38 protein-coding genes and 1 pseudogene are annotated in these 23,706 nt (G+C 55.5%); 36 read left to right on the top strand and 3 right to left on the bottom strand.

Annotated features, from left to right (window positions below; all coding sequences use genetic code 11):
* The 35 genes and pseudogenes from tuf to VJ651_RS17080 form a co-directional block, all read left to right on the top strand.
* Positions 1–141, top strand: a pseudogene (tuf, locus tag VJ651_RS17250) (elongation factor Tu); the annotation flags it as partial.
* A gap of 87 nt (positions 142–228) precedes the next feature.
* Complete coding sequence (gene rpsJ, locus VJ651_RS17245; RefSeq protein WP_089400500.1) at positions 229–540, top strand: 30S ribosomal protein S10; 312 nt, start codon at positions 229–231, stop codon at positions 538–540.
* 174 nt (positions 541–714) lie between these two features.
* On the top strand, positions 715–1,371 hold the full coding sequence (gene rplC, locus VJ651_RS17240; RefSeq protein WP_324108617.1) for a 50S ribosomal protein L3: 657 nt from the start codon (positions 715–717) through the stop codon (positions 1,369–1,371).
* Positions 1,372–1,374: 3 nt separating this feature from the next.
* Complete coding sequence (gene rplD, locus VJ651_RS17235) at positions 1,375–1,995, top strand: 50S ribosomal protein L4 (protein WP_324108616.1); 621 nt, start codon at positions 1,375–1,377, stop codon at positions 1,993–1,995.
* Positions 1,992–2,309 (top strand): 50S ribosomal protein L23, encoded by a 318-nt coding sequence (gene rplW, locus VJ651_RS17230; protein ID WP_324104599.1) that lies wholly within the window; start codon positions 1,992–1,994, stop codon positions 2,307–2,309. Before rplD ends, rplW begins: the two co-directional genes overlap by 4 nt.
* Positions 2,309–3,136 carry a 50S ribosomal protein L2 gene (gene rplB / locus VJ651_RS17225; protein ID WP_324108615.1) on the top strand — a complete coding sequence of 276 codons (828 nt, stop codon included), beginning with the start codon at positions 2,309–2,311 and terminating at the stop codon, positions 3,134–3,136. The genes rplW and rplB overlap by 1 nt, the downstream gene beginning before the upstream one ends.
* Before the next feature lie 10 nt (positions 3,137–3,146).
* Entirely contained in the window at positions 3,147–3,422 is a 276-nt protein-coding gene (gene rpsS / locus VJ651_RS17220) for a 30S ribosomal protein S19 (RefSeq protein WP_088710709.1), read from the top strand.
* Positions 3,423–3,430: 8 nt separating this feature from the next.
* Positions 3,431–3,760: a 50S ribosomal protein L22 gene (gene rplV, locus VJ651_RS17215; RefSeq protein WP_136417874.1), complete on the top strand. Its 330-nt coding sequence runs from the start codon at positions 3,431–3,433 to the stop codon at positions 3,758–3,760.
* 9 nt (positions 3,761–3,769) lie between these two features.
* Positions 3,770–4,606 (top strand): 30S ribosomal protein S3, encoded by an 837-nt coding sequence (rpsC, locus tag VJ651_RS17210; protein ID WP_324108614.1) that lies wholly within the window; start codon positions 3,770–3,772, stop codon positions 4,604–4,606.
* A 2-nt stretch (positions 4,607–4,608) separates the two neighbouring features.
* Complete coding sequence (gene rplP / locus VJ651_RS17205; RefSeq protein ID WP_136417872.1) at positions 4,609–5,028, top strand: 50S ribosomal protein L16; 420 nt, start codon at positions 4,609–4,611, stop codon at positions 5,026–5,028.
* 12 nt (positions 5,029–5,040) lie between these two features.
* Positions 5,041–5,232 carry a 50S ribosomal protein L29 gene (rpmC, locus tag VJ651_RS17200; protein ID WP_136417871.1) on the top strand — a complete coding sequence of 64 codons (192 nt, stop codon included), beginning with the start codon at positions 5,041–5,043 and terminating at the stop codon, positions 5,230–5,232.
* On the top strand, positions 5,232–5,504 hold the full coding sequence (gene rpsQ, locus VJ651_RS17195) for a 30S ribosomal protein S17 (RefSeq protein WP_057289731.1): 273 nt from the start codon (positions 5,232–5,234) through the stop codon (positions 5,502–5,504). The genes rpmC and rpsQ overlap by 1 nt, the downstream gene beginning before the upstream one ends.
* Positions 5,505–5,750: 246 nt before the next feature.
* On the top strand, positions 5,751–6,119 hold the full coding sequence (gene rplN, locus VJ651_RS17190; protein WP_324108613.1) for a 50S ribosomal protein L14: 369 nt from the start codon (positions 5,751–5,753) through the stop codon (positions 6,117–6,119).
* Positions 6,120–6,128: 9 nt separating this feature from the next.
* Positions 6,129–6,443, top strand: coding sequence for a 50S ribosomal protein L24 (gene rplX, locus VJ651_RS17185; protein ID WP_324108612.1), 315 nt, complete (start codon positions 6,129–6,131; stop codon positions 6,441–6,443).
* A gap of 6 nt (positions 6,444–6,449) precedes the next feature.
* A complete protein-coding gene (rplE, locus tag VJ651_RS17180) occupies positions 6,450–6,989 on the top strand; it encodes a 50S ribosomal protein L5 (RefSeq protein ID WP_136417869.1) in 540 nt (179 codons plus the stop codon).
* Positions 6,990–6,996: 7 nt separating this feature from the next.
* Positions 6,997–7,302: a 30S ribosomal protein S14 gene (gene rpsN, locus VJ651_RS17175; RefSeq protein ID WP_324108611.1), complete on the top strand. Its 306-nt coding sequence runs from the start codon at positions 6,997–6,999 to the stop codon at positions 7,300–7,302.
* Positions 7,303–7,316: 14 nt separating this feature from the next.
* Positions 7,317–7,712, top strand: a complete 396-nt coding sequence (rpsH, locus tag VJ651_RS17170) for a 30S ribosomal protein S8 (protein WP_136417867.1) — start codon at positions 7,317–7,319, stop codon at positions 7,710–7,712.
* Positions 7,713–7,722: 10 nt separating this feature from the next.
* On the top strand, positions 7,723–8,256 hold the full coding sequence (gene rplF, locus VJ651_RS17165; RefSeq protein ID WP_324108610.1) for a 50S ribosomal protein L6: 534 nt from the start codon (positions 7,723–7,725) through the stop codon (positions 8,254–8,256).
* A 12-nt stretch (positions 8,257–8,268) separates the two neighbouring features.
* Positions 8,269–8,631, top strand: coding sequence for a 50S ribosomal protein L18 (rplR, locus tag VJ651_RS17160; protein ID WP_136417865.1), 363 nt, complete (start codon positions 8,269–8,271; stop codon positions 8,629–8,631).
* A gap of 12 nt (positions 8,632–8,643) precedes the next feature.
* Positions 8,644–9,165, top strand: a complete 522-nt coding sequence (gene rpsE / locus VJ651_RS17155) for a 30S ribosomal protein S5 (RefSeq protein WP_136417864.1) — start codon at positions 8,644–8,646, stop codon at positions 9,163–9,165.
* A 10-nt stretch (positions 9,166–9,175) separates the two neighbouring features.
* On the top strand, positions 9,176–9,355 hold the full coding sequence (gene rpmD / locus VJ651_RS17150) for a 50S ribosomal protein L30 (protein WP_040039196.1): 180 nt from the start codon (positions 9,176–9,178) through the stop codon (positions 9,353–9,355).
* A gap of 27 nt (positions 9,356–9,382) precedes the next feature.
* Complete coding sequence (gene rplO / locus VJ651_RS17145; protein ID WP_324108609.1) at positions 9,383–9,814, top strand: 50S ribosomal protein L15; 432 nt, start codon at positions 9,383–9,385, stop codon at positions 9,812–9,814.
* Positions 9,815–9,842: 28 nt separating this feature from the next.
* A complete protein-coding gene (secY, locus tag VJ651_RS17140) occupies positions 9,843–11,174 on the top strand; it encodes a preprotein translocase subunit SecY (protein WP_324108608.1) in 1,332 nt (443 codons plus the stop codon).
* A 33-nt stretch (positions 11,175–11,207) separates the two neighbouring features.
* Positions 11,208–11,426 (top strand): translation initiation factor IF-1, encoded by a 219-nt coding sequence (gene infA, locus VJ651_RS17135; protein WP_005663428.1) that lies wholly within the window; start codon positions 11,208–11,210, stop codon positions 11,424–11,426.
* A 37-nt stretch (positions 11,427–11,463) separates the two neighbouring features.
* Entirely contained in the window at positions 11,464–11,577 is a 114-nt protein-coding gene (rpmJ, locus tag VJ651_RS17130) for a 50S ribosomal protein L36 (protein ID WP_014004415.1), read from the top strand.
* A 27-nt stretch (positions 11,578–11,604) separates the two neighbouring features.
* Positions 11,605–11,970 carry a 30S ribosomal protein S13 gene (gene rpsM / locus VJ651_RS17125; RefSeq protein WP_136417861.1) on the top strand — a complete coding sequence of 122 codons (366 nt, stop codon included), beginning with the start codon at positions 11,605–11,607 and terminating at the stop codon, positions 11,968–11,970.
* Positions 11,971–12,012: 42 nt separating this feature from the next.
* On the top strand, positions 12,013–12,417 hold the full coding sequence (rpsK, locus tag VJ651_RS17120; protein WP_324108607.1) for a 30S ribosomal protein S11: 405 nt from the start codon (positions 12,013–12,015) through the stop codon (positions 12,415–12,417).
* A gap of 170 nt (positions 12,418–12,587) precedes the next feature.
* Positions 12,588–13,211: a 30S ribosomal protein S4 gene (gene rpsD, locus VJ651_RS17115; RefSeq protein ID WP_136417859.1), complete on the top strand. Its 624-nt coding sequence runs from the start codon at positions 12,588–12,590 to the stop codon at positions 13,209–13,211.
* Positions 13,212–13,312: 101 nt separating this feature from the next.
* Positions 13,313–14,290 (top strand): DNA-directed RNA polymerase subunit alpha, encoded by a 978-nt coding sequence (locus tag VJ651_RS17110; protein ID WP_136417858.1) that lies wholly within the window; start codon positions 13,313–13,315, stop codon positions 14,288–14,290.
* A gap of 146 nt (positions 14,291–14,436) precedes the next feature.
* On the top strand, positions 14,437–14,832 hold the full coding sequence (rplQ, locus tag VJ651_RS17105) for a 50S ribosomal protein L17 (RefSeq protein ID WP_136417857.1): 396 nt from the start codon (positions 14,437–14,439) through the stop codon (positions 14,830–14,832).
* Positions 14,833–14,999: 167 nt separating this feature from the next.
* Positions 15,000–15,932 (top strand): ATP-binding cassette domain-containing protein, encoded by a 933-nt coding sequence (locus tag VJ651_RS17100; RefSeq protein WP_324108606.1) that lies wholly within the window; start codon positions 15,000–15,002, stop codon positions 15,930–15,932.
* 1 nt (position 15,933) lies between these two features.
* Positions 15,934–16,719: an ABC transporter permease gene (locus VJ651_RS17095; protein ID WP_324108605.1), complete on the top strand. Its 786-nt coding sequence runs from the start codon at positions 15,934–15,936 to the stop codon at positions 16,717–16,719.
* A 28-nt stretch (positions 16,720–16,747) separates the two neighbouring features.
* A complete protein-coding gene (cutA, locus tag VJ651_RS17090) occupies positions 16,748–17,080 on the top strand; it encodes a divalent-cation tolerance protein CutA (RefSeq protein WP_324108604.1) in 333 nt (110 codons plus the stop codon).
* Positions 17,073–18,866 (top strand): protein-disulfide reductase DsbD, encoded by a 1,794-nt coding sequence (gene dsbD, locus VJ651_RS17085; RefSeq protein WP_324108603.1) that lies wholly within the window; start codon positions 17,073–17,075, stop codon positions 18,864–18,866. The genes cutA and dsbD overlap by 8 nt, the downstream gene beginning before the upstream one ends.
* A 92-nt stretch (positions 18,867–18,958) precedes the next feature.
* Positions 18,959–19,600 carry a peroxiredoxin gene (locus VJ651_RS17080; RefSeq protein ID WP_324108602.1) on the top strand — a complete coding sequence of 214 codons (642 nt, stop codon included), beginning with the start codon at positions 18,959–18,961 and terminating at the stop codon, positions 19,598–19,600.
* A 91-nt stretch (positions 19,601–19,691) separates the two neighbouring features.
* Here the strand turns inward: VJ651_RS17080 and VJ651_RS17075 are convergent, their stop codons facing one another.
* The 3 genes from VJ651_RS17075 to yihA form a co-directional block, all read right to left on the bottom strand.
* Entirely contained in the window at positions 19,692–20,798 is a 1,107-nt protein-coding gene (locus VJ651_RS17075; RefSeq protein ID WP_324108601.1) for a magnesium transporter CorA family protein, read from the bottom strand.
* A 180-nt stretch (positions 20,799–20,978) separates the two neighbouring features.
* On the bottom strand, positions 20,979–21,992 hold the full coding sequence (gene hemB, locus VJ651_RS17070) for a porphobilinogen synthase (protein ID WP_324108600.1): 1,014 nt from the start codon (positions 21,990–21,992) through the stop codon (positions 20,979–20,981).
* A gap of 213 nt (positions 21,993–22,205) precedes the next feature.
* Positions 22,206–22,907 carry a ribosome biogenesis GTP-binding protein YihA/YsxC gene (gene yihA, locus VJ651_RS17065; RefSeq protein WP_324108621.1) on the bottom strand — a complete coding sequence of 234 codons (702 nt, stop codon included), beginning with the start codon at positions 22,905–22,907 and terminating at the stop codon, positions 22,206–22,208.
* A 148-nt stretch (positions 22,908–23,055) separates the two neighbouring features.
* Here yihA and VJ651_RS17060 point away from each other — a divergent pair, with 148 nt between their 5' ends.
* The gene (locus tag VJ651_RS17060; protein ID WP_324108599.1) at positions 23,056–23,694 is read left to right on the top strand and encodes a c-type cytochrome; all 639 of its coding nucleotides are present in this window, start codon (positions 23,056–23,058) and stop codon (positions 23,692–23,694) included.
* Positions 23,695–23,706 lie beyond the last annotated feature (12 nt).

The raw sequence follows: 23,706 nt of genomic DNA, 5'->3' as shown, positions 1-23,706 counted from the left end.
GAAATGGTGATGCCGGGTGACAACGTTTCGATCACGGTCAAGCTGATCAACCCGATCGCGATGGAAGAAGGCCTGCGCTTCGCCATTCGCGAAGGCGGTCGTACCGTCGGCGCCGGCGTCGTTGCCAAGATCATTGAGTAATTTGGTTGCAGGATTGGCTTCCGCACTTTGATTAAATATTGCCGCGGGTGAGCACTCGCTCGCGGCTCGCTCTTTTAAGGAAAAACCATGCAAAACCAGAAAATTCGCATTCGCCTGAAGGCATTCGACTATCGCCTGATTGACCAGTCCGCACTCGAAATCGTGGACACCGCCAAGCGTACCGGCGCCGTGGTGAAAGGCCCGGTTCCGCTGCCGACGCGCATTCAGCGTTTCGACGTGCTGCGTTCCCCGCACGTGAACAAGACTTCGCGCGATCAATTCGAGATCCGCACACATCAGCGCCTGATGGACATCGTTGACCCGACTGACAAGACGGTCGATGCGCTGATGAAGTTGGATCTCCCGGCTGGCGTGGACGTCGAAATCAAACTGCAGTAATGGATTGAGCGTTATACGTCGCACATACCACAATTTTCCGTTTAAGTGGATTGTGGTATGAAAAAAAGCGGGTTATAATGCTTGGCTTCGGTATTGGTACGGTCATCCGTGCCAATACGTTTTGGTAGTACAAACATCAGCCCCGCCCAATCGCAGGCGGGAATGGAGAAAACAATGAGCCTGGGCCTTGTTGGTCGCAAGGTTGGCATGATGCGCATTTTCACGGATGACGGGGATACGATTCCTGTAACCGTGCTGGACGTGTCAAACAACCGCGTGACGCAAATCAAAACTGACGAAACAGACGGCTACACCGCTGTTCAAGTCACCTTCGGTCAGCGCCGTGCTTCCCGCGTCAATAAAGCGGCGGCCGGTCACCTCGCGAAAGCGGGTGTGGAAGCTGGTACTGTCCTCAAAGAATTCCGTATCGATGCAGCCAAGGCTGCTGAGCTGAAAGCCGGCGACAACATCGCTGCAAGTATGTTCGAAGCCGGTCAGAAAGTGGACGTGCAAGGTGTGTCCATCGGTAAGGGCTATGCGGGTACGATCAAGCGCTACAACTTCAGTTCCGGTCGCGCTACCCACGGTAACTCGCGTTCGCACAATGTGCCTGGTTCTATCGGTATGGCGCAGGATCCGGGTCGTGTGTTCCCGGGCAAGCGCATGACCGGTCACCTCGGCGACGTCGTCACTACTGTGCAAAACCTCGAAATCGCTCGCGTTGACGCTGAGCGCCAGTTGCTGCTGGTTAAGGGTGCCGTGCCAGGCGCAAAGAACGGTCAAGTGATTGTTCGTCCTGCCGTCAAAGTCAAAGCAAAGAAGGGAGCCTAATCAATGGAACTGAAGCTCCTAAATGACCAGGGTCAAGCTGCTTCGAATGTTGCTGCGCCAGATACCATTTTTGGCCGTGACTATAACGAGGCGTTGATTCACCAGGTCGTGGTTGCCTACCAAGCAAATGCGCGCAGCGGCAACCGCAAGCAAAAAGATCGTGAAGAGGTAAGCCACACGACCAAGAAGCCATGGCGCCAAAAAGGTACCGGCCGCGCTCGTGCAGGTATGTCCTCGTCGCCGCTGTGGCGTGGCGGTGGTCGTATCTTCCCGAATAGCCCGGACGAAAACTTCTCGCACAAAGTCAACAAGAAGATGTATCGCGCAGGTGTCTGCTCGATCCTCTCCCAGTTGGCACGCGAGGGTCGCTTGTCGGTGGTGGAGAGCCTCTCCGTCGATGCGCCGAAGACCAAGCTGCTGGCGCAAAAGCTGAAGGGTATGGGACTGGACTCCGTGCTGGTTATTACCGATAACCTCGACGAAAACCTGTTGCTGGCTTCCCGCAATCTGCCGAACGTGCTGGTTGTTGAGCCGCGTCATGCTGATCCTGTTTCGCTGGTGTTCTACAAGAAGGTTCTGATCACCAAGCCGGCATTGGCAAAGATTGAGGAGATGCTGGCATGAACGCGATCGTTAAGCACAGCGAAGAACGTTTGATGAAGGTCCTGCTGGCTCCGGTAATTTCGGAGAAAGCTACCTTTGTTGCTGAAAAAAATGAGCAAGTTGTTTTCCGTGTCGCTCCAGACGCAACCAAGCCTGAGATCAAGGCAGCCGTCGAGCTGTTGTTCAAGGTGCAGGTGGAATCGGTACAAGTGGTGAATCGCCAGGGCAAGCAAAAGCGGGCCGGCCGTTTCACTGGTCGCCGTAACCATACGCGTCAGGCCTATGTATGTCTGAAACCGGGCCAGGAAATCAACTTCACCGAGGAGGCTAAATAATGGCACTCGTGAAAATGAAACCGACGTCGGCTGGCCGCCGCGGGATGGTCAAGGTCGTTAATCCCGACCTGTACAAAGGCCGTCCGTTTGCAGCCCTCGTCGAAAAGAAATCGAAGTCCGCTGGTCGTAACAATAATGGTCACATCACCACCCGCCACATTGGCGGTGGCCACAAGCATCACTACCGCGTTGTTGACTTCCGTCGCAACAAGGACGGCATTCCGGCGAAGGTCGAGCGTCTTGAATATGATCCGAACCGTAGCGCGCATATCGCTCTGTTGTGCTATGCCGACGGTGAGCGTCGCTACATCATCGCTCCGAAGGGCGTCGCCGTAGGCGATCAACTGATGAACGGTTCCGAGGCTCCTATCAAGTCTGGTAACTGCCTGCCGATCCGTAATATTCCGGTCGGCACAACCATGCACTGTGTTGAAATGCTGCCGGGTAAGGGCGCGCAAATGGCGCGCACGGCCGGCGCCGGTGTGGTTCTGATGGCGCGCGAAGGCACTTATGCTCAAGTTCGTTTGCGTTCCGGCGAAGTTCGTCGGGTGCATATCGAATGCCGTGCAACAGTTGGCGAGGTCGGCAACGGCGAACACAACCTGCGCAAAATCGGCAAGGCCGGTGCAACCCGCTGGCGCGGCATTCGTCCGACGGTGCGCGGCGTGGTAATGAACCCGATCGACCACCCGCACGGTGGTGGTGAAGGTCGCACTTCCGCTGGCCGTCATCCGGTTTCGCCATGGGGCCAGCAGACCAAGGGCAAGAAGACGCGCAGCAACAAGCGCACGACTTCGATGATCGTCTCTCGCCGTGGCAAGAAATAAGGGGTAACACATGACACGTTCATTGAAAAAAGGGCCGTTCTGTGACGCCCACCTGATCAAAAAGGTCGAAGCCGCTCAAGCGTCGAAAGACAAGAAGCCGATCAAGACCTGGTCTCGCCGCTCGACGATCATGCCGGACTTTATCGGCCTGACAATCGCGGTACATAACGGCAAGCAGCACGTGCCGGTCTATGTTTCTGAGAACATGGTTGGTCACAAGCTCGGCGAATTCGCGCTGACCCGTACGTTCAAGGGTCACGCCGCTGACAAGAAGGCTAAGAAATAAGGTCCGATATGGAAACTAAAGCTACCCTCCGTGGCGCGCGCCTGTCGGCCCAAAAAGGCCGCCTTGTCGCCGATCTGATCCGCGGCAAAAAAGTTGATCAAGCGTTGAACATCCTCGCCTTCAGCCCGAAAAAAGGCGCGGTCCTCATCAAGCAGGTTCTGGAGTCCGCAATTGCGAACGCAGAGCACAACGATGGTGCCGATATCGACGAGCTGAAAGTGACGACGATCTACGTCGAAAAAGGTACGGTCATGAAGCGCTTCATCGCGCGCGCTAAGGGCCGTGGTGATCGCTTCTCGAAGCAAACCTGTCACATCTACGTGACTGTCGGTAACTAAGGAGTCACGATGGGACAGAAAATTCATCCGACCGGCTTCCGTCTTTCGGTTACGCGAAATTGGGGTTCCCGTTGGTACGCTGGCAATAGCAATTTTGCCACGATGCTCAACGAGGATCTGGACGTTCGTGCTTACTTGAAGAAGAAGCTGAAGAACGCATCCGTAGGTCGTATCGTTATCGAACGCCCTGCGAAGAATGCACGTATCACCATTTACAGCTCCCGTCCAGGCGTTGTCATTGGCAAGAAGGGCGAAGACATCGAGATTCTGAAGTCCGACCTCACCAAGCTGATGGGTGTGCCGGTTCACGTCAATATCGAAGAAATCCGCAAGCCTGAAGTCGACGCACAACTGATCGCCGATTCGATTGCACAACAGCTTGAAAAGCGCATCATGTTCCGTCGCGCGATGAAGCGTGCAATGCAAAATGCAATGCGCCTCGGTGCGCAAGGCATCAAGATCATGTCTTCTGGCCGACTGAACGGTATTGAAATCGCCCGCAAGGAATGGTATCGCGAGGGCCGCGTGCCTCTGCATACCTTGCGTGCCGATATCGATTACGGTTTCGGCGAAGCGGAAACAACCTATGGCATCATCGGCATCAAGGTTTGGGTCTACAAGGGCGATCGACTTGCCAGCGGCGAAGCCCCGACGATTGAAGCGCCGGTTGACGAAGAGAAGAAGCGCCGCGGCCCGCGTCGTGATGATGGAAAGCCAGGTGGGCGTCCGCGCGCCAAGAAGCCCGAGGGCTCCGAGGGCGGTTCCGCCACTACACCGGCTGCCAAGCGCGTCCGTGCCCCGAAAAAGGCTGACGGCGCGGCACCGGCTGAGAAAGCAGGAGAATAATCATGCTGCAACCAGCACGCAGAAAATATCGTAAAGAGCAAAAAGGCCGTAACAAGGGCATTTCGCATGAGCGTGGTACCGCGGTCTCTTTTGGTGAATTCGGTCTGAAGGCAATCGGACGTGGTCGCATCACGGCTCGCCAAATTGAAGCGGCGCGTCGTGCAATGACCCGTCACATCAAGCGCGGTGGTCGTATCTGGATCCGCATTTTCCCGGACAAGCCGATTTCGCAAAAGCCGGCGGAAGTTCGTATGGGTAATGGTAAGGGCAACCCCGAGTACTACGTGGCTGAAATCCAGCCCGGCAAGGTGTTGTACGAAATGGACGGCGTTGATGAAGCACTGGCGCGCGAGGCATTCCGTTTGGCTGCCGCCAAGTTGCCGCTCGCGACCACGTTTGTGCTCCGCCAAGTCGGACAATAACAGGAGTGAAATATGAAAGCATCTGAACTCCGCGGCAAGGATCAGCCGGCTCTCCAAAAAGAGCTTAACGAGTTGCTCAAGGCGCAGTTTGGCCTGCGCATGCAAATCGCCACGCAGCAGCTGAACAACACCGCACAACTCAAGAAGGTGCGCCGCGACATCGCGCGCGTGAAGACGGTCATGAATCAGAAGGACGCCAAGTAATGAACGATCAAGTGAAACAGTCGCTCAAGCGCACATTGATTGGCAAGGTAGTCTCCGACAAGATGGACAAGACCGTCACCGTTCTGGTCGAGCGCCGCGTCAAGCACCCGCTGTACGGCAAAATCGTTGTGCGTTCGAACAAGTACCACGCGCACGACGAAGCCAACCAGGCGAAAGAGGGCGATACCGTCGAGATTCAAGAAGGGCGTCCAATTTCCAAGACGAAGGCATGGTCTGTGACTCGCGTAGTCCAGGTTGCGCAGATTGTCTGAAAATAGTAGTTGCGAGCCCAGCATTTTGGTGTCATAATGCTGGGCTTGGTTCTTGCAAAGCATTTGTTGCTGGAGCCTAATGCAGTGCCCTGCAGTTGAAAAAACGCGCAGTTAGCAATTGCGCTGGAGTAGTTTTTGTAACCGTCCACCTAATCGGCACGGCTTTGCTAAGTCGGCTGACAGGACCAAGACTGACCGCAAGCCCGCGTGGGCGGTTGAGCGGATTAAGTTGGGAAAGAAAATACTATGATTCAAACTGAAAGCCGGCTCGAAGTGGCCGACAACACGGGTGCGCGTGAAGTCATGTGCATTAAGGTGCTGGGTGGTTCCAAGCGCCGTTATGCCAGCATTGGCGACGTTATCAAGGTAACTGTCAAGATTGCTGCGCCGCGTGGTCGTGTCAAAAAAGGCGAAATCTATAACGCCGTGGTCGTTCGTACAGCCAAAGGTGTGCGCCGCCAGGATGGTTCGCTGGTTAAATTCGATGGCAATGCGGCAGTATTGCTGAATAACAAGCTTGAGCCGATCGGCACACGTATTTTCGGGCCTGTAACGCGGGAGTTGCGTACGGAGCGCTTCATGAAGATCGTGTCGCTCGCACCTGAAGTTCTGTAAGGAGTCGTCATGGATAAGATTCGGAAAAACGACGAGGTCATCGTCCTGACCGGTAAGGACAAGGGCAAGCGCGGCGTGGTCAAGCAACGTGTCGGCGCGGACTATGTCGTGGTTGAGGGCGTCAATGTTGCCAAGAAGGCGATGCGGCCGAACCCGATGACCGGTACAACTGGTGGCATCGTTGATAAACTGATGCCGATTCACGTGTCCAACGTTGCATTGTTCAATGCGGCGACTGGCAAGGCAGATCGCGTGGGCGTCAAAGAAGTGGATGGCAACAAGGTTCGCATCTTTAAGTCCAGCGGCGAAGTCGTTAAGGTGTAAGACATCATGGCCCGTCTCCAACAGTTTTATAAAGATAAAGTCGTCGCTGACTTGACCGGTAAGTTCGGTTATAAGTCCGTGATGGAAGTTCCGCGTCTGACTAAGATTACCCTCAACATGGGTTTGTCGGAAGCGGTTGCCGACAAGAAGATCATTGAGCACGCCGTCGGTGATTTGACCAAGATTGCTGGTCAGAAGCCAGTGGTGACGAAAGCTCGCAAGGCAATTGCCGGCTTCAAGATTCGCGAAGGATATCCAATCGGTTGCATGGTGACCCTCCGCGGCGCGCGCATGTACGAGTTCCTGGATCGTCTGATTACTGTCGCGCTCCCTCGCGTGCGTGATTTCCGCGGCGTTTCGGGTCGCGCGTTCGATGGTCGTGGCAATTACAACATCGGTGTGAAAGAGCAGATCATTTTCCCCGAAATCGAGTACGACAAGATTGACGCGCTTCGCGGGATGAATATCAGCATTACCACGACTGCGAAGACCGACGACGAAGCGAAAGCGCTCCTCGCCGCATTTAAATTTCCGTTCAGAAACTGAGGCTGCCATGGCAAAACTGGCACTGATTAACCGTGAACAAAAGCGTGCTGACCTGGTGAAGAAGTTCGCTGCCAAGCGCGCCGAGTTGAAGGCAATCATCGATGATCAAACGAAATCGGAAGAAGAGCGCTACGAAGCACGCCTGAAGCTACAGGCGCTGCCGCGCAACGCCAATCCGACCCGTCAGCGCAACCGTTGCACGCTGACTGGTCGTCCGCGCGGGACCTTCCGCAAGTTCGGTTTGGCTCGTATCAAGCTCCGTGAAATCGCTATGCGTGGCGAGATTCCGGGTATGACTAAAGCTAGCTGGTAATAGGAGAACAAGCAATGAGTATGAGCGATCCTATCGCCGATATGCTGACCCGCATCCGCAACGCCCAAGGCGTTCAGAAGACTACGGTCGCAATGCCGTCGTCCAAGGTCAAAGTGGCAATTGCCAGCGTTCTCAGGGACGAGGGTTATATTGAAGATTTCGCGGTATCCGACGCGGATGGCAAGGCAGAACTGAAGATTGGACTGAAGTACTATGCCGGTCGTCCTGTTATCGAGCGCCTTGAGCGCGTATCGCGCCCGGGCCTTCGCATTTACAAAGGCAAGGACGAGATTCCCCAGGTTATGAATGGACTCGGCGTGGCAATCGTGTCAACGCCGAAGGGTGTGATGACAGACCGCAAAGCGCGCGCGACCGGTGTCGGTGGCGAAGTTATTTGCTACGTGGCCTAAGGAGTGCAAGATGTCTCGTGTAGGTAAAATGCCGATTGCACTGCCGAAGGGCGCAGAAGCGACCATCAACGCAGAGCAAATTACAGTTAAAGGCCCTTTGGGCACGCTTACTCAAGGCCTGAATGGCTTGGTAAAGATCGAAAACGACAATGGCACGCTGAAGTTTTCTCCGGCAAATGACAGCCGCGAAGCCAATGCAATGTCGGGCACATTACGTGCGTTGGTCAATAACATGGTCAATGGCGTTACCAAGGGCTTTGAGAAGAAGCTTTCGCTCGTCGGCGTCGGTTTCCGTGCTCAGGCGCAAGGTGACAAGTTGAACCTGTCACTCGGTTTTTCGCATCCCGTCGTGCATCAGATGCCCGCCGGCGTCAAGTGTGAGACGCCCACCCAGACTGAAATCCTGATCAAGGGTGTCGACAAGCAGAGGGTTGGGCAGACTGCTGCCGAAGTTCGTGCTTACCGTAGTCCTGAGCCTTATAAGGGCAAGGGCGTTCGCTATGCGGACGAAGTGGTAACGCTCAAAGAAACCAAGAAGAAGTAATAGGGGTTGACGATGGACAAGAAACAATCACGTCTGCGCCGCGCACGCCAAACTCGTGCGAAGATCGCGGAGTTGAAGGTGAATCGCCTGGCCGTGCATCGGACCAACCTGCACATTTACGCAAACATCATCGGTCCGGATGCCAAAGTGTTGGCCTCTGCCTCCACGCTGGAAGCGGAAGTGCGTCAGGAATTGGCTGGCAAGTCGGGCAAAGGCGGAAACGCAGCTGCAGCAGCCTTGGTGGGCAAGCGCGTGGCAGAGAAGGCTTTGAAGGCCGGAATCTCCGAAGTCGCGTTCGACCGTTCCGGTTTCCGCTACCACGGCCGTGTCAAGGCAGTGGCGGAGGCAGCACGCGAAGCCGGTCTGAAGTTCTAAGGAAGAATCGTCATGGCAAAAATGCAAGCAAAGACGCAGCAAGGCGAAGAGCGCGACGACGGTATGCGCGAAAAAATGATCGCGGTCAACCGTGTAACCAAGGTCGTTAAGGGTGGTCGCATTATGGGTTTTGCGGCGCTCACAGTCGTTGGCGACGGCGACGGTCGTATTGGAATGGGTAAAGGGAAATCGAAGGAAGTTCCCGTTGCCGTTCAAAAGGCGATGGAAGAAGCTCGTCGTAAGATGATCAAGGTAACTCTGAAGAATGGCACGCTGCAGCATACGGTTACTGGAAAACATGGCGCATCTACAGTCATGATCTCGCCCGCCAAGGATGGTACCGGTGTGATCGCAGGTGGCCCGATGCGCGCAATTTTTGATGTGATGGGCGTGACGAATGTTGTCGCGAAGTCCTACGGTTCGACGAATCCATACAACATGGTTCGCGCGACGCTGAACGGATTGGCGAGCATGAGCACTCCTTCCGAAATCGCGGCCAAACGTGGCAAGTCGGTTGAAGAAATTCTGGGTTAAGGTGATCCGAATGGCAAACACTATCAAAGTGAAGCTGGTCAAAGGGTTGATCGGAACACGTCAGGATCATCGCGCAACTGTGCGCGGCCTTGGTCTGCGTCGTGTGAACTCGGTCTCGGAACTGCAAGACACGCCGGCTGTGCGCGGCATGATCAACAAGGTTTCGTATCTCGTGAAAGTGGTGTCGTAAGCCGAGTGCTTGCGAACGGAGCAAATCATGGAATTGAATAATATCCAACCGGCAGATGGTGCCAAGCACGCAAAGCGTCGTGTCGGGCGTGGTATTGGCTCGGGTCTCGGCAAAACTGCCGGCCGTGGTCATAAAGGTCAGAAGTCCCGTTCGGGTGGTTTTCACAAGGTTGGCTTTGAAGGCGGTCAGATGCCGCTTCAGCGCCGCCTGCCGAAGCGAGGCTTTAAGTCCCTTGCAACGCCGTTCAAGGCAGAAGTTAGGCTGGGCGACCTTGATAAACTGCCAGTTGCAGAAATCGACGTTCTGGCGCTGAAGCAAGCGGGTCTCGTTTCGGAATTGGCACGAGTAGTGCGTATCATCAAGGCCGGTGACATCAGCAAGAAGATCTCGGTGAAGGGCTTGATCGCTACCAAGGGTGCCAAGGCAGCAATTGAAGCAGCCGGTGGTTCGGTTGCTTAACAACTTACCGGTTTGCTCGGAGCACTAATTGGCGACGACACCTCAACTTGCTAAGAGTGCTGCAAGTGGGTTTCCATGGGGGCGCCTATGGTTCCTGCTTGCTGCTCTAGTCGTTTATCGTATCGGTGCGCATATTCCCGTACCGGGGATTGACCCGACACAGTTGTCGGAACTGTTCAAGCAAAACCAGGGCGGTATTCTGGGAATGTTTAACATGTTCTCGGGCGGCGCCCTGTCGCGTTTCACTATTTTTGCGCTTGGAATCATGCCGTATATTTCGGCATCGATCATCATGCAGCTGATGTCGATCGTATCGCCACAGCTTGAAGCGCTGAAAAAGGAAGGTGAGGCCGGTCGTCGAAAGATAACGCAATATACCCGTTACGGCACCTTGGTGTTGGCGACGTTCCAGGCGCTTGGTATTGCGGTGGCTTTGGAGTCGCAACCCGGGCTCGTTCTGGACGCGGGGCTTGCATTTCGGTTTACCACCGTAGTGACCTTGGTTACCGGAACGATGTTCTTGATGTGGTTGGGCGAGCAGATTACCGAGCGCGGCCTGGGTAATGGCATTTCGATCATTATTTTCGCCGGTATCGCGGCTGGCCTGCCGAACGCAATCGGGGGATTGTTCGAATTGGTGCGGACTGGCTCTATGAACGCGTTGTCTGCGATCTTGATTTGCGTGATTGTCGCGGCCGTCACATTCATCGTGGTCTTTATTGAGCGAGGCCAGCGCAAGATTCTGGTGAACTACGCAAAACGTCAGGTAGGAAACAAGATCTATGGCGGACAGAGCAGCCATCTGCCCTTGAAACTCAACATGTCCGGGGTGATTCCGCCAATTTTTGCTTCGTCGATTATCTTGTTTCCTGCGACGATTACGAGTTGGTTTACCTCCGGCGACACGTCGAACTCGTTTGTTCGGTTTTTGAAAGACTTGGCGGCATCACTGGCGCCAGGTGAGCCGATTCATGCATTGCTGTATGCAATTGCAATCGTGTTCTTCTGCTTTTTTTATACCGCCTTGGTATTTAACAGCAAAGAGACGGCAGACAATTTGAAGAAGAGTGGTGCGTTTGTGCCGGGTATTCGTCCGGGTGACCAGACAGCGCGATACATCGACAAGATTTTGACGCGTTTGACACTGGTGGGTGCGGTATATATCACGTTGGTGTGCTTGCTACCGGAATTTCTGATCGCGCGCTGGAAGGTGCCGTTCTATTTCGGCGGGACATCGCTGTTAATTATCGTCGTGGTGACGATGGATTTCATGGCACAGGTACAGAATTACGTGATGTCGCAGCAATACGAATCGCTGCTACGTAAAGCGAATTTCAAGGGCGGTATGCCGATGCGCTAGGCGGCCGGCGGCCCAGAAGAACGAGCAGAGCGAATGGCAAAAGACGACGTAATTCAGATGCAGGGTGAGATTCTCGAGAATCTTCCGAATGCAACATTTCGAGTCAAGTTGGAAAACGGGCACGTGGTTCTCGGGCACATTTCCGGGAAGATGCGGATGAACTATATCCGGATTCTTCCAGGGGACAAAGTGACAGTGGAATTGACGCCTTATGATTTGAGCCGAGCACGTATCGTGTTCCGCACGAAGTAAGTAACAAGTAACCAGAGCTGAAAGAAAGAGGGCAAAAATGAAAGTGCTCGCATCAGTCAAGCGGATTTGCCGCAACTGTAAGATCATCAAGCGCAAAGGCGTAGTTCGTGTTATCTGCACGGAACCACGTCACAAGCAGCGCCAGGGTTAATTAACGTTATTGATCGAGGAATAACGAATGGCACGTATTGCAGGGGTGAATATCCCCAATCACCAACACACCGTTATCGGCTTGACAGCGATTTATGGTATTGGCCGTCCGCGCGCACAGGAAATTTGCGACCAGACGGGAGTTCCGTCCACGAAGAAGGTCAAGGATCTGGACGATAACGAGCTGGAAAAGCTGCGCGACGCGATCGGCAAGTTCGTCGTCGAAGGTGACCTGCGTCGTGAAGTCTCGATGAACATCAAGCGCTTGATGGATCTGGGTTGCTACCGGGGTCTGCGCCATCGGAAGGGCCTTCCGTGCCGTGGCCAGCGCACGCGTACCAATGCTCGCACCCGCAAAGGCCCGCGCAAGGCAGCACAGTCGCTGAAGAAATAAGGCAGCGCAGTTTGACTCGAAGTCGGATTCAAGGAAATTAAAATGGCAAAAGCCCCGAATAACGCCGCAGCAGCCCGCGTGCGCAAGAAAGTTAAGAAGAATGTTGCCGAAGGTATCGCGCATATCCACGCGTCCTTCAACAACACCATCATCACCATTACCGACCGTCAAGGCAATGCTCTGTCTTGGGCGACGTCCGGCGGCGCTGGCTTCAAGGGTTCGCGTAAATCGACCCCGTTCGCAGCCCAAGTTGCGGCAGAAGCGGCTGGCAAAGTGGCGATGGAATGTGGCGTGAAGAATCTTGAGGTTCGCATCAAAGGCCCAGGTCCGGGTCGCGAGTCGGCGGTTCGTGCACTGAACGGCCTCGGCATCAAGATCACGCAGATTCAGGACGTCACACCGGTGCCGCACAACGGCTGCCGTCCACCGAAGCGCCGCCGCATCTAAGTGCAGGCGGACTAGGTACTAGTCCTTGAAGTTGTAAGTCGCCCGCCAAGACTCTTGGCGGGTTTTGTTCTTAAGACCACTGTCTGGCCGAGCTTAGGTCAGACTAGCGCCTGGCAGATTTTGCATCACGCTTGATCTGGTCGGGGCGTCATTTAAAAGAGGAAATTAACGTGGCACGTTATATCGGACCGAAAGCAAAACTGTCCCGTCGTGAAGGGACTGATCTTTTCCTGAAGAGCGCTCGTCGCTCGCTGGACTCAAAATGCAAGCTGGACTCCAAGCCGGGGCAACACGGCCGTACCTCCGGTGCGCGCACTTCCGACTACGGCAACCAACTGCGTGAAAAGCAGAAGGTGAAGCGCATGTATGGAATTCTTGAGCGTCAGTTCCGCCGTTATTTCGCCGAAGCGGATCGTCGCAAGGGTAACACGGGCGAAAATCTGTTGAAACTGCTCGAATCCCGTCTCGACAATGTCGCATACCGCATGGGTTTCGGCTCTACACGCGCTGAGGCGCGCCAACTGGTCAGCCATAAGGCATTTACAGTTAACGGCTCGGTTGTCAATATCGCTTCTTTCCAAGTGCGTGCTGGTGACATCGTCGCCGTCCGCGAGAAAGCGAAGAAACAGGCTCGCATCATCGAGGCATTGTCTCTGGCCGAACAAAGCGGAATGCCGTCGTGGGTATCCGTCGACGCCAAGAAGATGGAAGGCACCTTCAAGTCCATGCCTGACCGCGGCGAAATCGCAAACGATGTCAACGAATCGCTGATCGTCGAATTGTATTCCCGTTGATTTTGATTTCCGCTGTCCCGTTTTCAAAATGGGGCAGCATTCTTTGTAATGCCATCAGCCTTATCGGTGTAACGAGCCGAGGGTATTGAAAAGGACATTTCATGCAAAACAGCCTGTTGAAACCCCGAATTATCGAAGTTGAGGCACTCGGTGCCGGTCACGCCAAAGTCGTCATGGAGCCGTTCGAGCGCGGCTACGGCCACACGCTCGGTAACGCGCTGCGTCGCGTGCTGCTGTCGTCAATGGTCGGATACGCGCCGACCGAGGTAACGATTGCTGGCGTCGTGCACGAGTATTCCTCTCTGGATGGGGTGCAGGAAGACGTCGTGGATATGTTGTTGAACCTGAAGGGTGTCGTCTTCAAGTTGCATAACCGCGATGAGGTAACGCTGACCTTGAAGAAGGACGGCGAGGGTGCGGTATTGGCATCCGATATCGATCTGCCGCACGATGTTGAGTTGATCAATCCGGACCATGTCATCGCGCATCTTACTGCTGGTGGCAAACTGGACATGCAGATCAAGGTCGAAAAGGGTCGCGGTTATGTTCCGGGTAATGTGCGCCGCCTCTCGGAAGACGCAAACAAGACCATTGGCCGGATCGTATTGGATGCATCGTTCTCGCCGGTTCGTCGGGTTTCGTATGCTGTCGAGTCTGCTCGTGTGGAGCAGCGTACCGATCTCGACAAGTTGGTCATGAATATTGAAACCAACGGCGTAATCTCGCCGGAAGAAGCGATTCGTCAGTCTGCACGTGTACTGGTCGACCAGCTGAATGTGTTCGCGGCACTCGAAGGCACGGAAGCGGCCGCAGAAGCACCGTCGCGTGCACCGTCGGTTGATCCCATCCTTCTGCGTCCGGTGGACGATCTGGAGCTCACCGTTCGCTCCGCGAATTGCCTCAAAGCCGAGAATATTTACTACATCGGCGACTTGATCCAGCGTAGTGAAAACGAATTGCTCAAGACGCCGAACCTCGGTCGCAAGTCGCTGAATGAAATCAAGGAAGTGCTCGCATCTCGCGGTCTGACCTTGGGTATGAAGCTTGAAAACTGGCCGCCTGCCGGCCTCGAGAAGTAAATCATTCTGAGACGCCCTATGGGGCGCTTCGGATTGAAGTGCATTACCGAGCTGGAAGTATCAAAAACTGAATTACCGGCCCGCGACCAGCTCACCTGGTCGATAGAAGAGCTGGACCCAAAACTGAAAAATAGAAAGGAAATACCATGCGCCACCGTCACGGCCTCCGCAAACTGAATCGCACCTCGTCGCACCGTCTTGCAATGCTGCGCAACATGACCGTTTCCCTGCTGCGTCACGAAGCGATCAAAACAACCTTGCCGAAGGCAAAAGAGCTGCGTCGCGTTGTCGAGCCGATCCTCACGCTCGGCAAGACCGATAATCTGTCGAATAAGCGCCTCGCATTCAGCCGTCTGCGCGATCGCGAAATCGTCGGTAAGCTGTTCTCCGAGCTTGGTCCGCGTTATGCCGCGCGTAATGGCGGCTATGTCCGTATTCTGAAGATGGGCTTCCGTCAGGGCGATAATGCGCCGATGGCATTTGTCGAGCTGGTGGACCGTCCGGAAATCAGCGATGCGGCAGAAGTGCCGACCGCTGAGTAATTGCGCATCTTCCCGCAGAAGAAAAGCCAGGCAATGCCTGGCTTTTTTGCTTTGAGGCGATGCTAGCGGTTGAAATTGCTTACGGTCTCATGCAGCACGCCGGGTAGTCGGCGGTGCCTGTTTTTTTTATGGCAAGATGTTCGTTTTCGATGGGATGAAGTTAGTGCATGCTTGAAACCAGCATTCTGTCAGTCGTCAATCTTCGTAAGTCATACGGCAATGGCGCTGCGCGCAGCCTTGTTGTTGACGGCTTATCGTTCAACCTTCGGCGCGGGGAGTGTTATGGTCTGCTCGGCCCAAATGGTGCGGGAAAGACGACGACTTTGCGTTTGTGCCTGGGACTGACGGCGCCGGATAGCGGCGAGATTGTTCTTGTCGGTCGGCGTATACCGCAGGAGGCTCGCCCCGCGCGCCTGCGAGTCGGAGTGGTTCCTCAGGCCGATAATCTTGATCCGGATTTCACGGTTGCTGAAAACCTTCTGGTTTTCGGCCGCTACTTCGGAATGAGCGATGACGAAATTGCTACCCGGATTCCGAAGCTGCTTGAATTTGCCAATCTGACTGCGAAGAAGGATGCGAATATCGGTGAACTCTCGGGCGGCATGAAGCGCCGCCTTACGCTTGCCCGGGCGCTGATTAACGACCCCGACCTGATCTTCATGGATGAACCTACAACCGGGCTTGATCCACAGGCGCGACATATGATTTGGGACCGGTTGAAGACGCTTCTCGCCGAAGGCAAGACGATTGTTTTGACCACGCACTTCATGGATGAAGCAGAACGCCTTTGTGACCGGTTGGCCGTGATCGATCACGGACAGATGATTGCGGAAGGCTCTCCCCGCGATCTCATCGGGCAACATATCGAAGCGGAAGTGGTCGAAGTGTATGGTGACAATGCGCGTGCATGGGGTGATGCCGAAGGGCGTGGCAAATCGGCACGCATCGAAGTGAGCGGCGAGACCGTGTTCTGCTATACCAACGATGCGCAGCCCTTGCTGGCTAGCTTGCACGGCACGCAAGGCGTACGCTATTTGCATCGGCCGGCAAACCTGGAAGATTTGTTTCTGAAGCTGACCGGAAGGGAAATGAGAGACTGAGATGAGTGCAACGGTTTATGCTTTGCCGGGATTCTCGCTGCGTTTTTTCCCGATATGGCAGCGTAATTTTCTGGTTTGGAAAAAGCTCGCATTTGCCAGCATTCTCGGCAATATCGCCGATCCTCTGATTACATTGGTTGCTTTCGGCTACGGTCTGGGCAGTCTGCTGCACACGGTAAACGGGATTCCCTACATTCAGTTCCTGGCATCCGGCTCGATCTGCATGTCCATCATGATGGCGGCGTCGTTTGAAACGCTGTACTCGGCGTTTTCGCGCATGCATGTCCAGAAGACGTGGGATGCGTTGTTGAATGCACCTCTAGCGCTGGACGACGTGGTGCTTGCGGAAATGCTATGGGCAGCGACGAAGTCACTGTTTTCCGGCATTGCCATTCTGCTTGTGATCTTCATGTTGGGAATAGGTCTTCATCCTCATGTGTTATTGGTTCTGCCATTGCTGTTTCTAATCGGAATGACTTTTGCATCGGTAGGTTTGATTGTGAACGCACTTGCACGTGGGTATGATTTCTTTACCTACTATTTCACTCTCGTGTTAACGCCGATGATTTTTCTGTCCGGAGTGTATTATCCGACTGAGCAATTACCGGCATGGCTGCAGATTTTCGCCAAGATCCTGCCCCTCGGTGCCGCGGTGAACCTGATTCGCCCCCTGATACTCGGCCAGCTGCCTGCGGCACCGTGGATGCACATCGGTGTATTGATTGCCTATTGTGCGGGCGGCTTCTATATCGCGACCATCCTGACACGCCGCCGTTTGCTGAAATGATCGTCAATTTTCAAACGAGGAATGGTATATGCAACAAGCGCTGCTGGTATTGACCAACATTCCGGACGAAACGACTGCGCATGCCATCGCACGGCGCGTGGTTGAGGGCCGGTTTGCCGCATGCGTCAATCTGTTACCCGCTGTGCGTTCTGTATACCAGTGGCAAGGAGTGGTTGAGGAAGCAGGCGAGGTGACCATGCTCATCAAGACGACCCAGGCGCGTTACGCGGAATTGGAGGCCGAGATCAAGGCCGCACATCCGTATGAAGTCCCCGAAATCATCGCAGTTCCGATCACCGCCGGCTTGCCGGAATACCTGGGCTGGGTTGATTCTGAAACAAGGAAAGAACTGAATGTTTAAGTTATTGAGTGAGCGTGCAGGCGCACGATTGTCGAACCGGCTTGCTGCCATCCTTGTTGCCGCGCTTGCACTCTTTCTTGCGCCCTTGTCGCATGCTGAAGCCGATTTTCTCGATCCCGAGGTGGCTTTCCAGTTTTCTGCACGCATGCTCGACGCGAAGTCGATTGAGGTCACTTACAAGATTGCCGATGGATACTACATGTATCACGACCGCTTTGCGTTCAAGGCGGAAGGGGCGACGCTGGGACAGCCGCTTATTCCACCCGGCAAGGTGAAGTTCGACGAGACATTTCAGAAAGATGTAGAGACCCATCGGAAAGTTGTCGTGATGACGGTTCCGGTTGAGGCGTCCGGTCCGTTTACCCTGAAGGTGACCGGTCAGGGATGCGCGGATAAAGGCCTGTGCTATCCACCAATGGAATCGCGGGCGAGCTTGTCACCGATTGGCACTGCAGCGGCCGGCAATGCCGGGGCGCAGGAAGGCAGAAGTGCCGGCATTAGCCGCGCGAACGCGACGGGCGAGAGCGAGATGGGGCGCATCGAGGCATCGCTGCAAAGCGGCAGGCTGCTGGCAATTTTGCCCTTGTTCCTCGTGCTCGGGCTGGGCTTGGCCTTTACGCCCTGTGTCTTGCCGATGGTGCCGATTCTGTCCTCGATCATCGTTGGCGAGGGGGCTCATGTCAGCCGCAGCCGCGGTTTTTCGCTGTCTGTCTCGTACTCGCTCGGCATGGCGCTGGTGTACACCGCGCTAGGGGTAGTTGCCGGCCTGGTTGGTGAGGGCTTGGCAGCGGCCTTGCAGAATCCCTGGGTCCTGTCCGCATTCGCGCTGCTGATGGTGCTACTGTCGCTTTCGATGTTTGGGGTCTACCAGATTCAGATGCCGGCCTCGATTCAGACCCGGCTCACCCAAGCGTCGGAACGCCAGGCGGCAGGGAAGATGCTCGGCGTCTTTGTGATGGGCGCGCTTTCCGCTTTGATCGTCGGACCATGCGTCGCCGCGCCCCTCGCGGGCGCCTTGCTCTATATCAGCCAGACACACGACGTCGTGATCGGCGGCAGCGCGCTTTTTGCAATGGCTGTCGGGATGAGCGTGCCGTTGTTGCTGGTCGGCGTTTCCGCGGGTGCCTTGCTACCGCGTGCCGGGGCCTGGATGGAGTCGGTCAAGTTCTTCTTCGGCGTGGTCATGCTTGGGCTGGCGCTGTGGATCGTGACGCCGGTGATCCCGGGTTGGGTGCCGATGCTCGGATGGGCCGCGCTTGGCATTGGCTACGGTATTTATTTGATGCGGGGGAAACGCTGGGGCTGGATTTCCAAGGTGATTGGCCTTTCCGTGGCAGCGCTGGGCCTGGTGCAATTGGTGGGCGCGGCGACAGGCGGGCGTGATGCATTGGCACCCCTTTCGCACTTGACAGGAGGAGCGCATAAGGTCGAATTTACGCGGGTGAAGACTTCGGCCGAACTCGATACCCTGCTGGCGCGCGCTGGCGGGAAAACTGTCATGCTCGATTTCTACGCCGACTGGTGCGTATCCTGCAAGGAAATGGAAAAGCTCACCTTCAGCGATGCGCGTGTGCAGGCACAATTTGCCAACATGGTGTTGCTGCAGGCGGATGTGACGGCAAATAACGATGACGACAAGGCATTGTTGAGGCGCTTCAAGCTTTTCGGCCCGCCAGGAATCATTTTCTTCGACAAGGGAAGCGAGATTCAGGGAAGTCGTGTGATCGGCTATCAGGATGCGGACAAGTTCCTGCAATCCTTGAAGCGCGCGAGCGGCCAGATATAACCGTTCAGGCATAAGAACCAAACTACTTTGTCGTTGAATGCCGCACAAGGTGACGCTATATTGATCTTTCGATAACACGATGGGAGATTGACATGGCGCTGCATTTAGGTGATACCGCACCCGATTTCGAGCAGGATTCGACGATAGGAAAAATCAAATTCCATGAATGGGCCGGCAATTCATGGGTCGTCTTGTTTTCTCACCCGGCAGATTTCACGCCGGTCTGCACGACTGAGCTCGGTCTCACTGCCAAGCTTAAATCCGAATTCGACAAACGCAATGTCAAGGCGATCGCACTGTCCGTAGACCCGGCTGACAAGCACCGGGAATGGGTCAAGGATATCGAAGATACGCAGAACGCGACCGTGGATTTCCCCATCATTGCGGACGCGGACACGCGCGTGGCGCAGCTGTACGACATGATCCATCCGAATCAGTCGGAAACCATGACAGTGCGCTCGCTATTCATCATTGATCCAAAGAAGAAAGTGCGCCTGACCATCACCTATCCGATGAGCACAGGGCGCAATTTCGATGAGGTGCTGCGGGTGATCGACGCGCTGCAACTGACCGACGGCTACACCGTCGCTACACCGGGCAACTGGCGTGACGGCGACGACGTCATCATTCCGCTGAGTATTCAGGATGAGGATGTGATCAAGCAGAAATACCCGAAGGGTTACACCGCCCCGCGTCCCTACCTCCGGATGACGCCACAACCAAACCGGAGTTGAGCAATGAAGTCGCATGCAGCAGCTTGCATGCTTTTGCCACTCCCTCAGCAAGCGCCCAGTCGATGGGCGCTTTTTTTCGCACTAGCGCTTCTTATCGTTCGGTATCGCGTGCCTGATCCTCGAGGTAGCGTTTGCGGCGGAAGAAGAACAGGAGGACGGCGACGATCACCGCCATCGTTCCCATCGTGATCCAGAATCCGGCTCGGTCCTTGATAAGCGGCATGTCATTGAAATTCATCCCGAAGATGCCGGTGATGAGCGTGAGCGGCATGAACAGGGCGGTAATGACGGTCAGCGTGCGCATGATCTCGCTCGTGCGATGCGCCATGGCGGAAAAATGGATCTGGACCGCGGATTCGATCGTTGCTTCCAGTCGCTGTGCATGATTGAGGACGCGCGTGATGTGCTCCATGATGTCATGCACACGCACTAACATCAGATCCCTTGTACGGCCGTTGTGCGATTCATCGATGCCGTCGACCAGATAATCGCGCAGCTCCTGCATCGCGTCGCGCTGCCCCTCGCATAGGTGATCCAGCTTGCGCAGTTCGATACGCGCGTCCAGCAGCGCAGTCCAATCATTGAACGGGTGGCGCGGGCTGAGCAAGGCGCGCTGCCACCGGTCGATCTGGCCGGTGAGCGGCTGCCGCAATGCCAGATATTGATCGACCATCGCATTCAGCAGGCGCAGCATCAGCTCTTCCGGCGATACAGGCGACCGGTTCGCATGAGACCCGCCATCGCGTTTGCTTTTCTGTTCCAGCAGCCGGTTACGGGTGGTCTCTATCGTCCGGCTGCTTGTTGCATGCACCGTCACGAGCGCCCGCTCCATCAATAGAAAGGTCACCGGTTTGGTGGCGAGCTTGGTCAGCGCTGGTGGAATCTTGCGCTTCTTTGCCGGCTCATCGGATTCTTCCGCCGTGCCGTCGGCATCGAGGGCAAGCTTGCGAAAGACCACCATCGCGTAATTCTGAGTCGAATCGAAGTAAGACGGATGCGTGAGATTGATGGCATCGCTCAGGTGCGGATCATAGATGTGGATGCCGGTGGCGCGCTCCACGGCATCGCGCCACGCGCCGGTATCGGCCGCTACTTCATCATGCGTGACATCCAGCCACAGAAAGCCCTGTGAAGGAATTTCATCCGGTGCGCCAGAGGCCGGCGTCACCTGATTGCTGCTGATGTGAAAAATATCCATGGGGTCCCGATGGCAATTAAGAATGCGCGCGGCAAGCAGCAGAAGCCGGCCTGCCGCTGTTCTGGCAATGGTAGCCGAAACGTCGGGAAATGAACTACATGAGACGCAGCACAAGCGCGTGCAGGGAGTGGAGGCATCAACCGCCTTGCAGCGATCGATGCCTTGGTGCGTGTCGCCTGCTCAGCCGAGCTTCAGCCGACGAGCGATATCAAGGGCAAAATAGGTAAGCACGCCGTCGGCGCCGGCACGCTTGAATGACAGCATGGCTTCCATCATCGTCTTGTCGTGGTCGAGCCAGCCGTTTTGCGCGGCCGCCTTGATCATGGCGTACTCGCCGCTCACTTGATAGGCGAAAGTCGGCACCTTGAATTCGTCTTTCACGCGGCGCACGATGTCGAGATAGGGCATGCCGGGCTTGACCATGACCATGTCCGCGCCCTCCGCCAGATCAAGGGCGACTTCGCGCAGCGCCTCGTTGCTGTTGGCCGGATCCATCTGATAAGTGCTCTTGTTGCTCTTGCCGAGGTTTGCCGCCGACCCGACCGCATCGCGGAACGGACCATAGAATGCCGACGCGTACTTGGCCGAATAGGCCATGATGCGCGTGTAAATGTGGCCGCGCGATTCCAGCGCAGTGCGGATCGCGCCGATCCGGCCGTCCATCATGTCCGACGGCGCGACGATATCGACACCGGCTTCCGCCTGTGCCAGCGCCTGCTTCACGAGGATGGCGCTGGTTTCATCATTGAGCACGTAACCGTCCGCACTCAGTACGCCATCCTGGCCATGGCTGGTGTACGGGTCGAGCGCCACGTCGGTCAGGATGCCCAACTCCGGGAAACGTTGCTTCAGTTCGCGCACGGCCCGCGGCACCAGGCCTTCCGGGTTGATGGCTTCGATGCCGTCGGGGGTTTTCAGCGAGGGGCTGATTACCGGGAATAAGGCCATGACGGGAATGCCGAGTGCAACGCACTCTTCGGCCACGCCGAGCAGCAAGTCCACCGACAAGCGTTCGACACCGGGCATCGAGGCAACCTTTTCGCGCTGATTCTTCCCGTCGAGGATAAAGACCGGGTAAATCAAATCCGACGCGGTGAGGACATGCTCGCGCATCATGGCGCGGGAAAAGGCGTCCTTGCGCATGCGGCGCATGCGGATTGCAGGAAATTGCAGGGCAGGCAGAGAATGGGACATGGCAGTGTATGAATAAATGGAAAGCACGGAATAAGGGCTTGTTACAAATTTCTGAAACTTTTCAGGCTGAGCCCTATCTTAGCAATAGGTGATCACTCACCTCCCGCTTCTCCTCCCTGAGCGGGGCCTATCGTGGCATTAGCGATAAGGCGTTACTGCCCTGGAGATCTTCCCCTTTCTCCAGGGTTTTTTTTGCCCGAAAATTTTCTGTGATCAGCTTTGGGCATCGTCATCATCGCCCTCAGTCGCCGCCTCTGACAAGCCAAGCAAATCAAGAATTCGTTGATTTGCCTCATCAATGCCGGTGCGTTTCAAGGCTGAAAACAATTGCACGGTAAACGGAAACGGCTTTCCCTGCTCGTCGACGTAGCTGTTCAACACGGTTCGCGCGAGGCGCAACGCATTCGTGGATTCATTCCGGTTCAGTTTGTCGGCCTTGGTCAACAGGCAATGCACTGGCTTTCCGGTCGGCGCGAACCACTCCAGCATCTGCACATCGAGGTCCGTAAAGGGCCGGCGCGAATCCATGATCAGGACCAGTGCGACGAGTTGTTCGCGCCTTTGGATATAGTTTCCGAGTAGTTCGTTCCAATGCAGCTTGGCTTCGCCAGGCACCTCGGCATAGCCATAGCCGGGAAGGTCAACCAGCAAGGCACGGATTTCCTCGACTTTGGTCGCGTCCTTCCGATGCTGGCCGACATGCGCGCCGCCGATGGAAAAGTAATTGATATGTTGCGTACGCCCGGGCGTTTTGGAGGCAAACGCCAGTTTTTTCTGGTTGCAGAGGAGATTGATGGCGCTCGATTTGCCGGCGTTCGAACGGCCGGCGAAAGCGATTTCGGGAACTTGCGTATTTGGCAAGTCGCGAAGGTGGTTCACCGTGGTGAAGAAGCGGGCTTGCCAAAGTAGGGACATAGAGGGAGAAATTGCAGCAAAAACCAGCGAAAATGCTGGAAAGCTATTGTACAATAAGCGGTTATGTATTGCTGCGCCGCAGAAGATGCGCCGCACAAAAGAGATCGCCGCCAGGCCAGAATTTTAATATCAAGTCCAGGGTGTTTTAATGAACCGTGCGTTTTTACCGATTGTAAAGTCCTTGTTTGTCGCGATGGTGGCGGTTTCTTCGGTTGCGTATGCAGCGGAAGAAAATAAAGCTCCGAAAGCTGATCCTGCGAAGGGTGAGGCGTTGTTCACCAGCATGGCTTGCGTTGGCTGCCATGGCCCCGCCGGCAATTCCACCATTGTGCAGAATCCGAAACTGGCCGGTCAGCATGAGCAGTATATCGTCAAGCAACTGGCGGACTTCAAGACCCCGCAGCGTACCAATCCGGTGATGAGCGCCATCGCCAACACCGTGTCGGACGTGGACGCAAAGAACATCGCTGCCTATCTCGACAAGCAGACCACGAGTGCGGGCGCAGCCAAGAACAAGAATTCCGTCGAGTTGGGCAAAAAGATCTATCGTGGCGGTATTGCCGAGAAAAATGTTCCGGCATGCGCAGGTTGCCACGGTGCTACCGGCAACGGGATCCCGGCGCAGTTTCCACGTCTGGCTGGCCAGCATCAGGAGTACACTGTCGCTCAGCTGACCAATTTCCGCGCCGGCGGCCGTAACAACAGCCCGCAGATGACAACCATCGCCAAGCGTATGCTGGATGATGAAATCCAGGCTGTTGCAGACTATGTTGCCGGCCTGAAGTAATGCCGTAAATGT

Origin of the sequence: Noviherbaspirillum sp. (assembly GCF_035254865.1) — a bacterium.
In the GTDB taxonomy this organism is placed as follows: Bacteria; Pseudomonadota; Gammaproteobacteria; order Burkholderiales; family Burkholderiaceae_D; genus Noviherbaspirillum.
The sequence above is the reverse complement of the archived record's forward strand: the minus strand, read 5'-3'. Positions and strand labels throughout refer to the sequence as shown.

Bases quoted from the DNA above. Each gene is read 5' to 3' on its own strand.
- rplN (WP_324108613.1), top strand. From the start codon at position 5,751: ATGATTCAAACTGAAAGCCGGCTCGAAGTGGCCGACAACACGGGTGCG.
- rplF (WP_324108610.1), top strand. From the start codon at position 7,723: ATGTCTCGTGTAGGTAAAATGCCGATTGCACTGCCGAAGGGCGCAGAA.
- rpmC (WP_136417871.1), top strand. From the start codon at position 5,041: ATGAAAGCATCTGAACTCCGCGGCAAGGATCAGCCGGCTCTCCAAAAA.
- dsbD (WP_324108603.1), top strand. From the start codon at position 17,073: ATGTTTAAGTTATTGAGTGAGCGTGCAGGCGCACGATTGTCGAACCGG.
- rpsS (WP_088710709.1), top strand. From the start codon at position 3,147: ATGACACGTTCATTGAAAAAAGGGCCGTTCTGTGACGCCCACCTGATC.
- VJ651_RS17110 (WP_136417858.1), top strand. From the start codon at position 13,313: ATGCAAAACAGCCTGTTGAAACCCCGAATTATCGAAGTTGAGGCACTC.
- cutA (WP_324108604.1), top strand. From the start codon at position 16,748: ATGCAACAAGCGCTGCTGGTATTGACCAACATTCCGGACGAAACGACT.
- rplC (WP_324108617.1), top strand. From the start codon at position 715: ATGAGCCTGGGCCTTGTTGGTCGCAAGGTTGGCATGATGCGCATTTTC.
- rpsM (WP_136417861.1), top strand. From the start codon at position 11,605: ATGGCACGTATTGCAGGGGTGAATATCCCCAATCACCAACACACCGTT.
- rpsC (WP_324108614.1), top strand. From the start codon at position 3,770: ATGGGACAGAAAATTCATCCGACCGGCTTCCGTCTTTCGGTTACGCGA.
- rpsN (WP_324108611.1), top strand. From the start codon at position 6,997: ATGGCAAAACTGGCACTGATTAACCGTGAACAAAAGCGTGCTGACCTG.
- rpsQ (WP_057289731.1), top strand. From the start codon at position 5,232: ATGAACGATCAAGTGAAACAGTCGCTCAAGCGCACATTGATTGGCAAG.
- rpsJ (WP_089400500.1), top strand. From the start codon at position 229: ATGCAAAACCAGAAAATTCGCATTCGCCTGAAGGCATTCGACTATCGC.
- VJ651_RS17080 (WP_324108602.1), top strand. From the start codon at position 18,959: ATGGCGCTGCATTTAGGTGATACCGCACCCGATTTCGAGCAGGATTCG.
- rpmJ (WP_014004415.1), top strand. From the start codon at position 11,464: ATGAAAGTGCTCGCATCAGTCAAGCGGATTTGCCGCAACTGTAAGATC.
- VJ651_RS17095 (WP_324108605.1), top strand. From the start codon at position 15,934: ATGAGTGCAACGGTTTATGCTTTGCCGGGATTCTCGCTGCGTTTTTTC.
- VJ651_RS17075 (WP_324108601.1), bottom strand. From the start codon at position 20,798: ATGGATATTTTTCACATCAGCAGCAATCAGGTGACGCCGGCCTCTGGC.
- rpsH (WP_136417867.1), top strand. From the start codon at position 7,317: ATGAGTATGAGCGATCCTATCGCCGATATGCTGACCCGCATCCGCAAC.
- rplP (WP_136417872.1), top strand. From the start codon at position 4,609: ATGCTGCAACCAGCACGCAGAAAATATCGTAAAGAGCAAAAAGGCCGT.
- rpsE (WP_136417864.1), top strand. From the start codon at position 8,644: ATGGCAAAAATGCAAGCAAAGACGCAGCAAGGCGAAGAGCGCGACGAC.
- VJ651_RS17100 (WP_324108606.1), top strand. From the start codon at position 15,000: ATGCTTGAAACCAGCATTCTGTCAGTCGTCAATCTTCGTAAGTCATAC.
- rplE (WP_136417869.1), top strand. From the start codon at position 6,450: ATGGCCCGTCTCCAACAGTTTTATAAAGATAAAGTCGTCGCTGACTTG.
- rplV (WP_136417874.1), top strand. From the start codon at position 3,431: ATGGAAACTAAAGCTACCCTCCGTGGCGCGCGCCTGTCGGCCCAAAAA.
- hemB (WP_324108600.1), bottom strand. From the start codon at position 21,992: ATGTCCCATTCTCTGCCTGCCCTGCAATTTCCTGCAATCCGCATGCGC.
- yihA (WP_324108621.1), bottom strand. From the start codon at position 22,907: ATGTCCCTACTTTGGCAAGCCCGCTTCTTCACCACGGTGAACCACCTT.
- rplO (WP_324108609.1), top strand. From the start codon at position 9,383: ATGGAATTGAATAATATCCAACCGGCAGATGGTGCCAAGCACGCAAAG.
- rpmD (WP_040039196.1), top strand. From the start codon at position 9,176: ATGGCAAACACTATCAAAGTGAAGCTGGTCAAAGGGTTGATCGGAACA.
- infA (WP_005663428.1), top strand. From the start codon at position 11,208: ATGGCAAAAGACGACGTAATTCAGATGCAGGGTGAGATTCTCGAGAAT.
- rplD (WP_324108616.1), top strand. From the start codon at position 1,375: ATGGAACTGAAGCTCCTAAATGACCAGGGTCAAGCTGCTTCGAATGTT.
- rpsK (WP_324108607.1), top strand. From the start codon at position 12,013: ATGGCAAAAGCCCCGAATAACGCCGCAGCAGCCCGCGTGCGCAAGAAA.
- rplW (WP_324104599.1), top strand. From the start codon at position 1,992: ATGAACGCGATCGTTAAGCACAGCGAAGAACGTTTGATGAAGGTCCTG.
- rplQ (WP_136417857.1), top strand. From the start codon at position 14,437: ATGCGCCACCGTCACGGCCTCCGCAAACTGAATCGCACCTCGTCGCAC.
- VJ651_RS17060 (WP_324108599.1), top strand. From the start codon at position 23,056: ATGAACCGTGCGTTTTTACCGATTGTAAAGTCCTTGTTTGTCGCGATG.
- rplB (WP_324108615.1), top strand. From the start codon at position 2,309: ATGGCACTCGTGAAAATGAAACCGACGTCGGCTGGCCGCCGCGGGATG.
- rplR (WP_136417865.1), top strand. From the start codon at position 8,269: ATGGACAAGAAACAATCACGTCTGCGCCGCGCACGCCAAACTCGTGCG.
- rplX (WP_324108612.1), top strand. From the start codon at position 6,129: ATGGATAAGATTCGGAAAAACGACGAGGTCATCGTCCTGACCGGTAAG.